At 59.2% G+C, this 13,494-nt stretch carries 15 protein-coding genes; 10 read left to right on the forward strand and 5 right to left on the reverse strand.

The window, feature by feature from the left end:
* Positions 1 to 5: 5 nt before the first annotated feature.
* The gene (gene pntA / locus EGY12_RS19320; RefSeq protein WP_047730636.1) at positions 6 to 1,535 is read right to left on the reverse strand and encodes a Re/Si-specific NAD(P)(+) transhydrogenase subunit alpha; all 1,530 of its coding nucleotides are present in this window, start codon (positions 1,533 to 1,535) and stop codon (positions 6 to 8) included.
* A 149-nt stretch (positions 1,536 to 1,684) separates the two neighbouring features.
* Positions 1,685 to 1,954, reverse strand: a complete 270-nt coding sequence (locus tag EGY12_RS19325) for a hypothetical protein (RefSeq protein WP_123895042.1) — start codon at positions 1,952 to 1,954, stop codon at positions 1,685 to 1,687.
* Positions 1,955 to 2,072: 118 nt separating this feature from the next.
* On the opposite strand from EGY12_RS19325, the gene ydgH reads away from it, so the two are divergent.
* Positions 2,073 to 3,023, forward strand: a complete 951-nt coding sequence (ydgH, locus tag EGY12_RS19330; RefSeq protein WP_123895043.1) for a DUF1471 family protein YdgH — start codon at positions 2,073 to 2,075, stop codon at positions 3,021 to 3,023.
* On the opposite strand, the gene EGY12_RS23540 is transcribed toward ydgH, so the two are convergent.
* Complete coding sequence (locus EGY12_RS23540; protein ID WP_256370787.1) at positions 3,016 to 3,147, reverse strand: hypothetical protein; 132 nt, start codon at positions 3,145 to 3,147, stop codon at positions 3,016 to 3,018. The two genes, ydgH and EGY12_RS23540, sit on opposite strands and share 8 nt — an antisense overlap.
* Positions 3,148 to 3,267: 120 nt before the next feature.
* On the opposite strand from EGY12_RS23540, the gene EGY12_RS19335 reads away from it, so the two are divergent.
* The 3 genes from EGY12_RS19335 to EGY12_RS19345 all read left to right on the forward strand — a co-directional run bounded on the left by EGY12_RS19335 (position 3,268) and on the right by EGY12_RS19345 (position 5,796).
* Positions 3,268 to 4,659 carry an amino acid permease gene (locus EGY12_RS19335; protein WP_123895044.1) on the forward strand — a complete coding sequence of 464 codons (1,392 nt, stop codon included), beginning with the start codon at positions 3,268 to 3,270 and terminating at the stop codon, positions 4,657 to 4,659.
* Positions 4,660 to 4,881: 222 nt separating this feature from the next.
* The gene (locus tag EGY12_RS19340; protein ID WP_123895045.1) at positions 4,882 to 5,367 is read left to right on the forward strand and encodes a hypothetical protein; all 486 of its coding nucleotides are present in this window, start codon (positions 4,882 to 4,884) and stop codon (positions 5,365 to 5,367) included.
* Between the two features lie 33 nt (positions 5,368 to 5,400).
* Complete coding sequence (locus tag EGY12_RS19345) at positions 5,401 to 5,796, forward strand: pyridoxamine 5'-phosphate oxidase family protein (protein ID WP_038880295.1); 396 nt, start codon at positions 5,401 to 5,403, stop codon at positions 5,794 to 5,796.
* 100 nt (positions 5,797 to 5,896) lie between these two features.
* On the opposite strand, the gene EGY12_RS19350 is transcribed toward EGY12_RS19345, so the two are convergent.
* Positions 5,897 to 6,307 carry a hypothetical protein gene (locus tag EGY12_RS19350; protein ID WP_123895046.1) on the reverse strand — a complete coding sequence of 137 codons (411 nt, stop codon included), beginning with the start codon at positions 6,305 to 6,307 and terminating at the stop codon, positions 5,897 to 5,899.
* 184 nt (positions 6,308 to 6,491) lie between these two features.
* On the opposite strand from EGY12_RS19350, the gene folM reads away from it, so the two are divergent.
* The 4 genes from folM to EGY12_RS19370 all read left to right on the forward strand — a co-directional run bounded on the left by folM (position 6,492) and on the right by EGY12_RS19370 (position 10,850).
* Positions 6,492 to 7,214 (forward strand): dihydromonapterin reductase, encoded by a 723-nt coding sequence (folM, locus tag EGY12_RS19355; protein WP_049270821.1) that lies wholly within the window; start codon positions 6,492 to 6,494, stop codon positions 7,212 to 7,214.
* A 75-nt stretch (positions 7,215 to 7,289) separates the two neighbouring features.
* Positions 7,290 to 8,015: a two-component system response regulator RstA gene (rstA, locus tag EGY12_RS19360; protein ID WP_004938307.1), complete on the forward strand. Its 726-nt coding sequence runs from the start codon at positions 7,290 to 7,292 to the stop codon at positions 8,013 to 8,015.
* Positions 8,012 to 9,316: a two-component system sensor histidine kinase RstB gene (gene rstB / locus EGY12_RS19365; RefSeq protein WP_019452643.1), complete on the forward strand. Its 1,305-nt coding sequence runs from the start codon at positions 8,012 to 8,014 to the stop codon at positions 9,314 to 9,316. Before rstA ends, rstB begins: the two co-directional genes overlap by 4 nt.
* A gap of 34 nt (positions 9,317 to 9,350) precedes the next feature.
* Positions 9,351 to 10,850 (forward strand): carboxypeptidase M32, encoded by a 1,500-nt coding sequence (locus tag EGY12_RS19370; RefSeq protein WP_123895047.1) that lies wholly within the window; start codon positions 9,351 to 9,353, stop codon positions 10,848 to 10,850.
* Between the two features lie 167 nt (positions 10,851 to 11,017).
* Here the strand turns inward: EGY12_RS19370 and EGY12_RS19375 are convergent, their stop codons facing one another.
* Entirely contained in the window at positions 11,018 to 11,923 is a 906-nt protein-coding gene (locus tag EGY12_RS19375; protein WP_123895048.1) for an alpha/beta fold hydrolase, read from the reverse strand.
* 185 nt (positions 11,924 to 12,108) lie between these two features.
* On the opposite strand from EGY12_RS19375, the gene asr reads away from it, so the two are divergent.
* Complete coding sequence (gene asr / locus EGY12_RS19380) at positions 12,109 to 12,384, forward strand: acid resistance repetitive basic protein Asr (RefSeq protein ID WP_025302975.1); 276 nt, start codon at positions 12,109 to 12,111, stop codon at positions 12,382 to 12,384.
* Positions 12,385 to 12,678: 294 nt separating this feature from the next.
* Positions 12,679 to 13,491, forward strand: a complete 813-nt coding sequence (locus EGY12_RS19385) for a serine protease (protein WP_123895049.1) — start codon at positions 12,679 to 12,681, stop codon at positions 13,489 to 13,491.
* Positions 13,492 to 13,494 lie beyond the last annotated feature (3 nt).

A 13,494-nucleotide genomic window follows, 5' to 3' on the forward strand; every position in this document is an offset into this window, starting at 1 on the left:
ACCCCTTAGTTCTTGCGGAACATCTTCAGCATGCGCTGAGTGACGGTGAACCCACCGAAAATATTGATGCTGGCGATCAGCACGGCGATAAAGGAGAGGAAACTCACCCAGCCACCATGGCCGATCTGCAACAGCGCACCGACCACGATAATCCCTGAGATCGCGTTGGTGACCGACATCAATGGGGTATGCAGCGCATGGCTGACGTTCCAGACCACGTAGTAACCGACCACGCAGGCCAGCGCGAACACGGTAAAGTGCGACAGGAACTCTTTCGGCGCCGCATCCGCCAGCCAGCCGAACAGCAGGATCGCCAGGGCCATCAGGCCGTACTTCAGCCACGGCGAGGTCGGTTTGGCTTCGGGTTTGGCCACCGGTGCAGCGGCGGGCGCCGCTTTCGGCTGGGCGGAGACCTGGATCGGCGGCGCCGGCCAGGTAATTTCACCGCTGCGCACCACGGTCACGCCGCGGATCACCGTATCGTCGAAATCGATGTCGATCTCGCCGTTTTTCTCTTTCGACAGCAGCTTCAGCAGGTTGACCAGGTTGGTGCCGTACAGCTGCGAAGATTGGGTCGGCAGGCGGCTCGGCAGGTCGGTATAGCCGATGATTTTCACGCCGTTGTCGGTCACGGTAATGGTGTCGGCTACCGTCAGTTCGCAGTTGCCGCCGGTTTGCGCCGCCAGATCGACGATCACGCTGCCCGGTTTCATCGACGCCACCATCTCTTTGGTGATCAGCTTCGGTGCCGGTTTGCCCGGGATCAGCGCGGTGGTGACGATGATATCGACCTCCGCCGCCTGCGCGGCGAACAGCGCCATCTCGGCCTTGATAAAGGCTTCGGACATCACTTTGGCGTAACCGTCGCCGCTGCCCGCTTCCTCTTCAAAATCCAGCTCGAGGAATTCCGCGCCCATGCTCTGCACCTGCTCTTTCACTTCCGGGCGGGTGTCGAAGGCGCGCACGATGGCGCCGAGGCTGCCCGCAGCGCCGATCGCCGCCAGGCCGGCCACGCCGGCACCGATGATCATCACCTTGGCCGGCGGCACTTTGCCGGCGGCGGTGATCTGGCCGGTGAAGAAGCGGCCGAACTCATGCGCCGCTTCGACGATCGCGCGGTAGCCGGCGATGTTGGCCATCGAGCTCAGCGCGTCCATCGACTGGGCGCGCGAGATGCGCGGCACCGAGTCCATCGCCAGCGCGGTGACGTTGCGCGCCGCCAGCTTGGCCATCAATTCGGGGTTTTGCGCCGGCCAGATAAAGCTGACCAGCGTGCTGCCTTCGCGCATCAAGGCGATCTCGTCGTCTTGCGGCGCGTTGACTTTCAGGATCAGATCCGACTGCCACACTTCGCTTTCGTCAACCAGCGCCGCGCCGGCGGCTTCGTAGGCGACGTCCTCAAAACTGGCCAGTTTGCCCGCCCCGCGCTCAATCGCGACGGTAAAACCCAGTTTCAGCAGTTGTTCCACCGTTTTCGGTGTGGCTGCGACCCGGGCTTCATTGGCCAACCGCTCTCTTGGTACACCAATACGCATAATGTTCCCTTCTCACCTGTCTTGGATGATGTTTATTATTTTCCTGCCCATAGCATGACGCCACCGGCGAGCAAAGCGTTAACTTGCCCGCACTGATTTCAGACGCCAACTATAACCTACTGAAAATAAGGTCGATGATCCATAATTGCTTACGCATTCAGCTCTGTTTTTACATAAAAACGCCCGGCGTGATATGACAAATCGCAATTTACAGTGAAAAAAACCATACAGAACAGCGCATTCTCCGTGACAAGAGGTTTACGCTTGGCGTAACGATTTATCGCCACGCGTGGTAAAAAAGCATAAAAGTTATCATTTTGTGAATAATTAACACTAATGACACCAAAGCCGTTATTATGGAAACTTATGGCGACGACGCCATCGGTGCGGCCCGCGTCACCGTCGGCGATTTGTCGCACGGGATAACATAAAATGCTGAGACAGTTTTCAGAATTACATGTAATAATCGACGGCTGAATTACACTTAAACAGTTCAGTACGTTATAAACGTTAATGCGCTAGGCGAAAGGATTTTTTATGAAGCTGAAGACCACGATCATCGCGTCAGCCTTGTTATCACTCACCGCGCTGTCTGCTCATGCGGCGCAAGAGTTAACTCCTGAGAAAGCAGCGGCGCTGAAGCCGTTTGATCGCATCACGATTACCGGCCGCTTCAATGCCATCAATGAAGCCGTCGACGCCGTATCCCGCCGTGCAGACAAACTGGGTGCCGATTCCTTCTATATCCAGGACAGCAACAACAGCAACAACGGCGGCAACTGGCGCGTCACCGCAGACCTTTATCATAAAGATGCGCCAGAAGTGAGCAAAACACCAAAATACCGCGTATTTAACGGCGTGAACGAACTGCCTAAAGATGAAGCCTATCTGCTGGAGCCTTACGATACCGTGAGCGTCAGCGGTTTCTACCGCAGCCAGCCGGACATCAACGACGCCATCTCCAAAGAAGCGCAGAAAAAAGGCGCCGCTTCGTTCTTCATCGTGCGCCAGGTTGACGCCAACTCCGGCGGCAACCAGTTCGTCACCGCCTACATCTATAAGGCCGATGCGCCAAAACGCCGCGTGCAGAGCCCGGATGCCATTCCGGCCGATTCTGACGCCGGCCGCGCCGCGCTGGCCGCCGGTGGCGCCGCTGCCGCGAAAGTCGAAATTCCTGGCGTCGCGTCTTCCGGTTCGCCAAGCCGCGACGTGGGCCGTTTCTTCGAAACCCAGTCCTCTACCGGCCAGCGCTATACCGTCACGCTGCCTAACGGCACCAAGATCCAGGAAGTGAACAACGTGACCGCCGCGCAGATGGTGCCGTTCGATTCCGTCACCTTCACCGGCCACTTCAACAGCATGACCGATGTCTCCACCGAAGTGGCGAAACGCGCGGCCGAGAAAGGCGCCAAGTACTACCACGTCACCCGCCAGTGGCAGAACAAGAGCGGCGGCAACCTGACCGTCAGCGCCGATCTGTTCAAATAAAACCCGCTTTTCGGTTTACCATCGGGCAGCCCTTGAGCTGCCCGTTTTTATTGCCGCTTTTTTCATCGCCTGTTGAATAGTTTTTTGTAAATTCCGCATATTCAATCATTGCATCTCTAATCATCCCTCCGTAGAATTTGCGCCAATTTTTAGGGCTATTGTCTATTCGCACAGTGGTTGTTAATACATTGTTGCCGCCAAGCAGTTCCCTTCCAGTTGTTTATTCTGCGTTCAGGATCCGTCATTGGAAAAAAAACTCGGTCTTACCGCGCTAACCGCTTTGGTGCTCAGCTCGATGCTGGGCGCCGGCGTGTTCAGTCTGCCGCAAAACATGGCGCAGGTCGCCAGCCCCGCCGCGCTGCTGCTGGGCTGGGGGATCACCGGCGTCGGCATTCTGTTTTTGGCCTTCGCCATGCTGCTGCTTACGCGTTTGCGTCCGGATCTGGACGGCGGCATCTTCACCTACGCCAAGGAAGGGTTCGGCGAGCTGGTGGGCTTCTGCTCCGCCTGGGGTTACTGGCTGTGCGCTGTGATCGCCAACGTCTCGTATCTGGTGATCGTGTTCGCGGCGCTGAGTATCTTCACCGATCGCGGCGGCAGCATCATTCTCGGTGACGGCAATACCTGGCAGGCGCTGATCGCCGAATCTGCCCTGCTGTGGATCGTGCACGCGCTGGTGCTGCGCGGCGTGCAAACCGCGGCCAGCATCAATCTGGCGGCCACCCTGGCCAAGCTGCTGCCGCTGGGGATGTTCGCCGTTCTGGCGGCGATCGCCTTTAAAATGGACGTGTTCACGCTGGATTTCAAAGGCATCGCCCTCGGCAAGCCGGTGTGGGAACAGGTCAAGGACACCATGCTGATCACCCTGTGGGTGTTTATCGGCGTGGAAGGCGCCGTGGTGGTTTCCGCCCGCGCCCGCAACAAGAAAGACGTGGGCCGCGCCACCATGCTGGCGGTGCTGTCGGCGTTGGCGGTGTATCTGATGGTCACGCTGCTGTCGCTGGGCGTGGTGCCGCGCAGCGAACTGGCCGAAATGCGCAACCCGTCGATGGCGGTGCTGATGGTGGAACTGATCGGCCCGTGGGGAGACGTGCTCATCGCCGCCGGCTTGATCATTTCCGTGTGCGGCGCCTATCTGAGCTGGACCATCATGGCGGCCGAAGTGCCGCTGCTGGCCGCGCAGCACGGCGCGTTTCCGCGCGTGTTCGGCAAGCAGAACCGCCATCACGCCCCGTCCTCTTCGCTGTGGCTGACCAACATCGCAGTGCAGCTGGCGCTGGTGCTGATCTGGCTGACCGGCAGCAACTACAACTCGCTGTTGACCATCGCCTCAGAAATGATCTTGGTGCCTTACTTCCTGGTCGGCGCGTTTCTGTTCAAGGTGGCTTACCGCCGCCGCGACAAGCGCCTGATTTTCGCCGCGACCGGCGCCTGCGTCTATGGCCTGTGGCTGCTGTACGCGTCCGGGCTGATGCACCTGCTGATGTCGGTGCTGCTGTATGCACCAGGGCTGTTGGTGTTCATGTATGCCCGCCGCGGTCACCGGGATATCAATCTGTTGAATCGCCTGGAAAAGAGCAGCATCTTCTTGCTGCTGGTGGCCACGCTGCCTGCCGGCTGGTTTATGCTGCACTAACATCGCCTGCCAATGCGGCTGCCCTGCAGCCGCATTTCGTTTCCCCGCTTTCCTCTTTTTTTACCTCTCTCCGTTGTTGATCGGCCTATTGCCCCTCTTGCGATCTTAAATGCAATTAATTATCATTATCATTTATAGCATCACCGGCAGGACACAGGTGAGGCCACCGATGAGAAACATCAGGAGGTCTTGTTAAGACTGGCTGAAAATGGAAGGCATTTCATGGCTGAAAAACTGCTGCACGCACTCCCCCTGTTTGCCGCCTGGGAAGCGCTGATCGCCGAGGGCAACACGGCGTTCAATCAGCAACGCGATCGCCTGGCAATGACGCACTATCAACAGGCGCTGGAAGTCGCTCAGGCGATCCTCGCCGAGAAACCCTGGCTGAATGCGGACTATACCGCCAGATTTGAAGCGCTGAATCTTTTCGAGTCAGCCCTTGCCGCGCTGATCGTCACGTTCAACAACATGACCCATCTGCGCCTGCGGCAAAAGCCCCTGCGCGGCGTTGAGCCGCACGTGCATCAGGCCCGGCTCGCCATCGAGCAGGTGATGGACGATACCTCGCTGTGCGAACAGATGCAGCAGGTCGCCGAACGGCACCTGCTGCGTTTCCGAATAGAGACGCTGCAGGTGCTGCGCGAACACCGGCTGCCGGAAACCAACGTCTGCGCACCCGCGGCAAACCATTCCGCCACCCTGCATTAACAACGACACCACGACCTGAGGGGAAATCTGCCAATGAATGAATTGAATGATGACATGAAGAAAATGCTGGCCAAACAGCTGCCTGTACAGGCCACCAGCAGCCCGAGCGGCGTGCCCGATATCGGCCCCAAGCGCTCTCTGCGGCTCTATGATGACCGTACGCTGATTTACAACGAAAATACCGGTGGCCAGACGCTGCAAAATATCAGGGAGGGATCGAAAATGGCCGTCGTGGTCATCGACCGCGAGGCGCTGGACGGTTACCGTTTCGTCGGCACCCCGGAACTGTTCCTGGCGGGCAAGCCGTTTGACGACGCGTTGGCATTTGCAGAAAAAAATGGAATGAAGCCGCCGAAATACGCGGTGCTCATTCATATAGACAGTATTTATACCCTGCGCTCCGGCCCCAATGCCGGTACCCGACTTTAAAGGCAGGCCGCTATGCGGCGCGGAATTTCACGTTCAGGGTTAGGCCATCGCGGTAGGTTAATTGCCTAACCATGAACGGGCGGCCGGTCGATGCAACCAGTCAGCTTTTAGGGGGAATGGTGACGGTCATACGCTCACCCACCAGGGCGATCGCGATGCCTTCCGCGCACTCTTTCTGAATGGCCGCCAGCTGTTGAGTTTCCAGCGCATAGGGCAGCTGAATATCAAACACCGTCAGGCCCTGCTGCTGCGCCAGGTCAATCAGGCGCACGATATTGGTTTCATCGCTGACCTGCGTCGACACCACCTGCAGCGCCAGCTCTTTCAACTGCTCTTTGCGCGTTTGTGACGAGGTCACGCGCGATTTCAACACCATGCCGAAGATCGGCATCACACCATAAATAGCATCAACAAAGCGCCAGTGCTTCCTGCACGATGCGGACAGAAAATCCATGTAGTCGAAACAGATTTTCTCACTGCGCGCGATGGATGCAAGGTGATTGCTGTTCATCCCCTCATTCCTCTCATGGCCAGTGTTAACCCGTGGTCTTTCAAGCCACCGCCGGGCGGCAACCTGAAATGCATTGGGGATCTTACATCCAGAAATGGATAATCATGCGAAGCTTTAACGACTTTCCGCCGTATAATGGCATAATTCCCCTATTGTTTGCCAGTCTGTCCAGGAGCTTTAATCAATGGAACACCCCAACTCTGCCCCGGTGCTGATTACCGGCGGCGCGCGGCGCATCGGGCTGGCGCTCGCCAAGGCGTTTCTCCAGCGCGGCGTTCCCGTCATCATCGCCTATCGCAGCGAATATCCGGCGATGGCCGAGTTGAAAGCCTTGGGCGCCTGCTGTATTCAGGGCGACTTTTCCACGCACGAAGGCATCTACCGTTTCGCCGACCAGGTTCGACAGGTGGCGCCCAAACTGCGTGCGGTGATCCACAACGCCAGCGCCTGGCAGGCCGAGTCGCCGGAAGTGCCGCCGGAGCAGGTGATGGCGGCGATGCTGCAAATTCACGTCTACACACCCTATTTGCTCAACCAACTGCTCGAATCCTGCTTGACCGGCCAGGGCCAGGCCGGCGCGGACATTATTCATCTGACCGACTACGTGGTGGAAAAAGGCAGCGACAAACACATCGCCTATGCCGCCAGCAAGGCCGCGCTGGACAATATGACCCGATCGTTCGCCCGCAAGCTGGCGCCGGAGGTCAAGGTCAACGCCATCGCGCCGGCGCTGATCATCTTCAATGCGGGCGACGATGAGGCCTATCGCCAGCAGGCGTTGGCGAAATCGCTGATGAAGGTGGCGCCGGGTGAGAGCGAAGTGGTAAACCTGGTGAATTACCTGCTGGAGAGCCGCTACGTGACCGGGCGTACTCACGGCGTCGACGGCGGGCGGCCGCTGCGCTGACGCAAAGATCCGCATGGCGCATCCTCGCGGGCCGCGCTATGCTGAAATCCGCTTTTCTTATTAAAACACGGGCATATGCATAAAATTGTTTTTGTGGAAGACGATCCTGAAGTCGGCAAACTGATCGCCGCCTATCTGGGCAAACACGACATCGAGGTGCTGATCGAGCCGCGCGGCGACAGCGCGCAGGCGCGCATCGAGCGCGAGCAACCCGATTTGGTGCTGCTGGACATCATGCTGCCCGGCAAAGACGGCATGACGCTATGCCGCGATCTGCGCCCGACCTTCCCCGGCCCGATAGTACTGCTCACCTCGCTCGACAGCGACATGAACCATATTCTGTCGCTGGAGATGGGCGCCAACGACTATATTCTGAAAACCACGCCGCCGGCGGTATTACTGGCGCGCCTGCGTTTACACCTGCGTCAGCACAGCCAGCAGCCGAAAGAAGAGTCGGTTCAGCCGCTCACCCAGCACAACGCGCTGCATTTCGGGCTATTATGCATCGATCCGGTCAACCGTCAGGTCACGTTGGGCGAAGAAACGATCACCCTGTCCACCTCGGACTTCGATTTGCTGTGGGAGCTGGCGACCCACGCCGGGCAGATCATGGATCGCGAGGCGCTGCTGCAAAACCTGCGCGGCGTCAGCTACGACGGCATGGACCGCAGCATCGACGTGGCGATCTCCCGCCTGCGCCGCAAGCTGTACGACAACGCGCTGGAGCCGTTCCGCATCAAGACCGTGCGCAATAAAGGCTACCTGTTCGCCCCTAACGCCTGGGCATCGGTGCAACAATGAGAAAACTTTTCGTCCAGTTCTTCCTGCTGTTGTTCGTCTGTTTTCTGGTGATGGCGATGCTGGTCGGCCTGGTGTACAAGGTGACCGCCGAGCGCGCCGGGCGCCAGTCGATGGACGACTTGATGAAAAGTTCGCTGTATCTGATGCGCAGCGAGCTGCGCGAAATCCCGCTGAAGGACTGGAACAAGACCATCGCCACACTGGATCTCAACCTGTCGTTCAAGCTGCATATCGAACCGCTCGGCAAACAGGAGCTGAGCGAGGATTTGAAAAAACGGCTGCGGCTGGGGGAAATCATCGCCCTCGACGATCAATACACCTTTATGCAGCGCATTCCGCGCAGCCACTATGTGTTGGTAGTTGGCCCCATTCCTTATCTGTTCTATCTGCACCAGATGCGCCTGTTGGATCTGGTGCTGCTGGTGTTTATCGGCATGTCGCTGGCGCTGCCGGTGTTCCTGTGGATGCGGCCGCACTGGCAAGACCTGCTCAAGCTGGAAAACGCCGCCCAACGGCTCGGCGCCGGGCATCTGGATGAGCGCACCCACTTCGATCCCACCTCCAGCCTGAGCAGGCTCGGCGTGGCGTTCAACCAGATGGCCGACAACGTCAACACGCTGATCGCGAGCAAGAAACAGCTGATCGACGGCATCGCCCACGAGCTGCGCACGCCCCTGGTGCGCCTGCGTTATCGGCTCGAAATGAGCGATAACCTGTCCGAAAGCGAGCAGCAGGCGCTGAACCGCGATATCGGCCAGTTGGAGTCGCTGATTGACGAGCTGCTGACCTATGCCCGTCTGGACCGTCCGCAGGTTGCGTTAAACATTGAACCCATCGATCTGCCAAAGTGGCTCGAGGATAAGGTCGATGATATCCGTCTTATTCATCAGGAACGCGACATCCAGCTCGATATCCCGCACGTCGGCGACTTCGGCGGCGTCGATCTGCGCCTGATGGAGCGCGTGCTCGACAACCTGGTCAACAACGCGCTGCGCTATTCCGAACAGCGTCTGCGCGTTGGCCTGTGGTTTGACGGCGACCTCGCCTGTTTGCAGGTCGAGGATGACGGACCGGGTATCCCGCCGGAAGAGCGCGAACGGGTATTTGAACCTTTCGTCCGTCTCGACCCCAGCCGCGATCGCGCTACCGGCGGCTGCGGGTTGGGGCTGGCCATCGTCCATTCCATCGCCGTCGCCTACCAGGGACAGGTGTTCGTCGAAGGCAGTTCGCTCGGCGGCGCCAGCTTCCGTTTCTGCTGGCCGGTGAAGCCGACATTCAGTTTAAAAGCCGATCTGGCGTAATGCCGCCGGACCTTCTCATTGGAGCCGAATAATAATGACACCTGCACATTCCAACACGTCTGCTTACGATCACCTGCGCGCCCTGTTCAGCCGGCTATCGCGTTTCGGCCACCTGTCCGCTATCGCCGGTTGGGACATGCAAACCATGATGCCGCCGGGCGGTAGCAAGGCGCGCTCCGAAGCGCTGGCCGAGCTGAGCGTGCTGCAGCACCAGATTTTAACGGCGGAGAGCACCGGCGCGCTGTTGGATCGCGCACAGCAAGAGACGCTGGACGAACTCGACCGTGCCAACCTGCGCGAAATGCGCCGCCAATACGAAGACGCCGTGCTGCTGCCGGCCTCGCTGGTCGAAGCCAAATCGCTCGCCGGCGCGCGCTGCGAACACGCCTGGCGCGCCCAGCGCCCGGCCAACGATTGGGACGGCTTCGCCGAGAACCTGCGCGAAGTGGTCAAACTCAGCCGGGAAGAGGCGCAGATCCGCGCACAGGCGGCCGGCACCAGCCGTTACGACGCCCTGCTCAACCTGTATGAACCGGGCATGCGCAGCAGCGATCTCGACCGCATCTTCGGCGATTTGAAGAGCTGGTTGCCAGATCTGTTGCAGCGCGTGGTGGCCAAACAGGCCAATGAGCCTTGCCAGACACCGCAGGGCCCGTTCAATGTGGACACCCAGCGCCAGCTGAGCCTCAGCGTGATGAAACTGCTCGGTTTCAACTTCGACAACGGCCGCGTCGACGTCAGTGCCCACCCGTTCTGCGGCGGCGTGCCGGAAGATGTGCGCATCACCACCCGTTACAACGAGAAAGAGTTTCTGACCGCGCTGCTCGGCATCGTGCATGAGACCGGCCACGCCCGCTACGAGCAGAATCTGCCGCGCGATCTGCTCGGCCAGCCGGTCGCCCTGGCCCGTTCCACCGCTATCCATGAATCGCAGAGCCTGCTGTTCGAAATGCAGCTGGCGCGCGGCAATGAATTCCTGAAAATCTTGCGTCCGCTGGTTACCGCGCAGTTTGGCGAACAGCCGGCGCTGGAAGAAGCCAACTTCATTCGCCTCAACCAGCGCGTTAAACCGGGCCTGATCCGCGTCGACGCCGACGAGGTGAGCTATCCTGCCCACGTCATCTTGCGTTACGAAATTGAAAAAGCGCTGATCGAGGGCGATATCGAAGTGGAAGACATTCCGGCGTTGTGGAATGAGAAGATGCATGCTTACCTCGGCCTTGACACCATCGGCAACTACCGCAACGGCTGCATGCAGGATATTCACTGGACCGACGGCGCTTTCGGCTACTTCCCGACATACACGCTCGGCGCGATGTACGCCGCGCAGCTGTTCCACAGCGTGCGTCAGGCCCTGCCTTCGCTGAGCGAGGACATCGCCGCCGGCAATCTGCAGCCGCTGTTCCACTGGTTGCAGCATAACATCTGGCGCCACGGTAGCCGTTTCCCGACCGAGACGCTGATCGCCAACGCGACTGGTGAAGCGCTCAACCCACGCTACTTCCGCCAGCATTTGGAAAACCGCTACCTGTAATCACCCCTGGCGCGGCCCTGCCGCGCCCTTTTCCCGCCTGTATGACCTGACAATGCTTCATAACGCACGTTCTGTGCCGACATCGCCTTGGCTACAGAGTGGCGGGTAGCCTCCTACCATGGGTATGTTGTAACTAAAATAGCAAAAAACGCCGGCGTTCCGGCCTCTCATCCCAGTGCATGACGGGCGATCATCGCCGCCAGTTGCGGCCTCAACGGGGCCGGCAGGTCATGCCCCATGCCCGGCATAATATGTAATCTGGCGTTGGCGACCGCACTGGCGATCGCCACCCCGCCCGCCTTGCGCACCAGCCGATCGCGATCGCCGTGAATGACCAGCGTCGGCGCGGCGATGCGCCGGCTGTAACGACGTAGATCTCCGCTGCCGAGCAACGCGGAAAGTTGCCGCTGCATACCTTCCGGATCCACGCCCCGCTTCAACAGCCGATGCACCAACGTATCCAGCTCCGCCTCTTCCGGCGGATAACACCGGGTGCCGAGCGCGCGCAGGGAGGCTTTCATCCCCTCGCGGCGCTCCTGCAGCGTCAAATCGGCCGCAGGCCTGCGCACCAACAGCCACAACAGCGAAGGTGCCGGCGGCGGCAACAGCGGTTGATTGGTGCTGGAGAACAAGATGCACAACGAGGCGACGCGCTGCGGATAGTCGGCGGCCAATACCTGCGCGATCATGCCGCCCATCGAGGCGCCCAGTACGTGGGCCTGTGGGATGCGCAGATGATCGAGCAGATGCGTCGCGTCCGCCGCCATGTCCGCCAGGGTATAAGGCACCGGCGTTTGCCAACCGAGCTGGGCGCGCAGCATCAGCAGCCACAACGGCTGCGTGCGTTGCGCCTGCGTTTTGCCGGAAAGGCCGACGTCGCGGTTGTCATAACGGATCACCCGAAATCCCTTCGCTACCAGGGCGCGGCAGAAATCGTCAGGCCACAACAGAAGCTGCGCGCCGATGCCCATAATGAGCAACAGCGGCGGATGCGCCTCATCGCCCCAGTCCTCATAGGCCAGCGGTATTTCGCCCTGTTCAGTCACGCCACAACGAATCGTTATCTCGTTCATTTTAAATCCCTTTTATCGCACCTGGCGGTCATTATAGCAGCCATCCCCCTTACCGCCGCCGCCCTGTACATTAGGTTACAAGCCGAAACCAATCACTCACGGAAAGCCGGGTGCCGTTTGCCTACTATCATCTCAACGGCCCCGCAGTGGGGTTGATACCCAAAAGTCATGTTGAGGATTCTACGATGAAAAAAGTATTAGCTCTGGTTGTTGCCGCTGCAATGGGTCTGTCTTCCGTGGCTTTCGCTGCCGAGGCTGCCACCACCGCACCTGCGGCTACCGCAACCACCGCCACCGCTGCGCCGGCTAAAGCTCAGGTGAAACACCACGGCAAGAAGGCCCCGGTTCAGAAAGCTCAGGCGGCCAAAAAGCATCACAAAAAAGCCGGTAAGAAAGCCCCAGCTCAAAAAGCCCAGGCGGCTAAAAAGCACCACAAGAAAGCCAGCCACAAAAAAGCGTAATGACGTGAGGGTCCCCTCACCGCTTCAGGCTTGACGTGTACGACACCCGGTTCGCCGGGTGTTTTTTCATCAGGGGGTTCTCATTGATGCTGCGCCGCTACCTGTTCGAGATCGTTCTGACCGCCCTGATCCTTTGTGGACTGATCGCCGTCTTTTTTTACCTGTAGCCTGCCGCGTCGTCGGCGGGAAATTATTGAAAAATCAATTATTGCCCATCCACATGGCTGCTAAATCAGTCTATAGTTAGCATTCAGTGTGTTTATGGATGATCCGTATTTGTCAGGCAAGAGATCTATGCGCATATCCGTTTTACTGTTGCTGTGCTCACTCCCGCTCATCGCTGCTCAGGCGGCACGTGCCGACGGCCCATCCAAGGCCGAGCAAACACGTCTGTTTTTCGGCAAAGATGAACGAATCAAGGTCACGGATACCGCCGCCCAGCCGTGGCAAGCCATTGGCCAGGTCGAAACCGCCAGCGGCAATCTGTGTACCGCCACGCTGATCTCCCCGCACCTGGCGTTGACCGCCGGCCACTGCGTACTGGCGCCACCCGGGCAGTTGGATAAAGCCGTCGCTCTACGCTTCGTTGCGGGCGATAAGTCCTGGCAGTATCAAACCGACAATATCGAAACTCTGGTCGACAGCAAGCTGGGCAAAAAGCTGAAGCCGGACGGTGATGGCTGGATCGTGCCGCCCGCCGCTGCCGCTTATGACTTTGCGCTGATCCGTCTGAAAGACAAAAAGCCCTTGCCGATCGCACCGTTGCCGCTGTGGCAAGGCGACAGCAAGGCGCTGACCCAGGCTCTGAAACAGGCCAAACGGCTGATTACTCAGGCGGGTTACCCGGAAGACCATCTGGATGACCTCTATAGCCACCAAAACTGCAAGGTAACCGGCTGGGCCCAGCAAGGCGTACTGTCGCACCAGTGTGACACCCTGCCCGGCGACAGCGGTTCACCGCTACTGTTGAAAACCGCCGACGGCTGGCAGCTGATCGCCATCCAAAGTTCGGCGCCGGCGGCGAAAGATCGCTATCGCGCCGATAACCGTGCCCTGGCGGTGCCCGGCATCCGCGAAGCGCTGGACGCCCTGGCGGCAGGCAAGTAATCC

Source organism: Serratia sp. FDAARGOS_506 (genome assembly GCF_003812745.1).
Lineage (GTDB): Bacteria > Pseudomonadota > Gammaproteobacteria > Enterobacterales > Enterobacteriaceae > Serratia.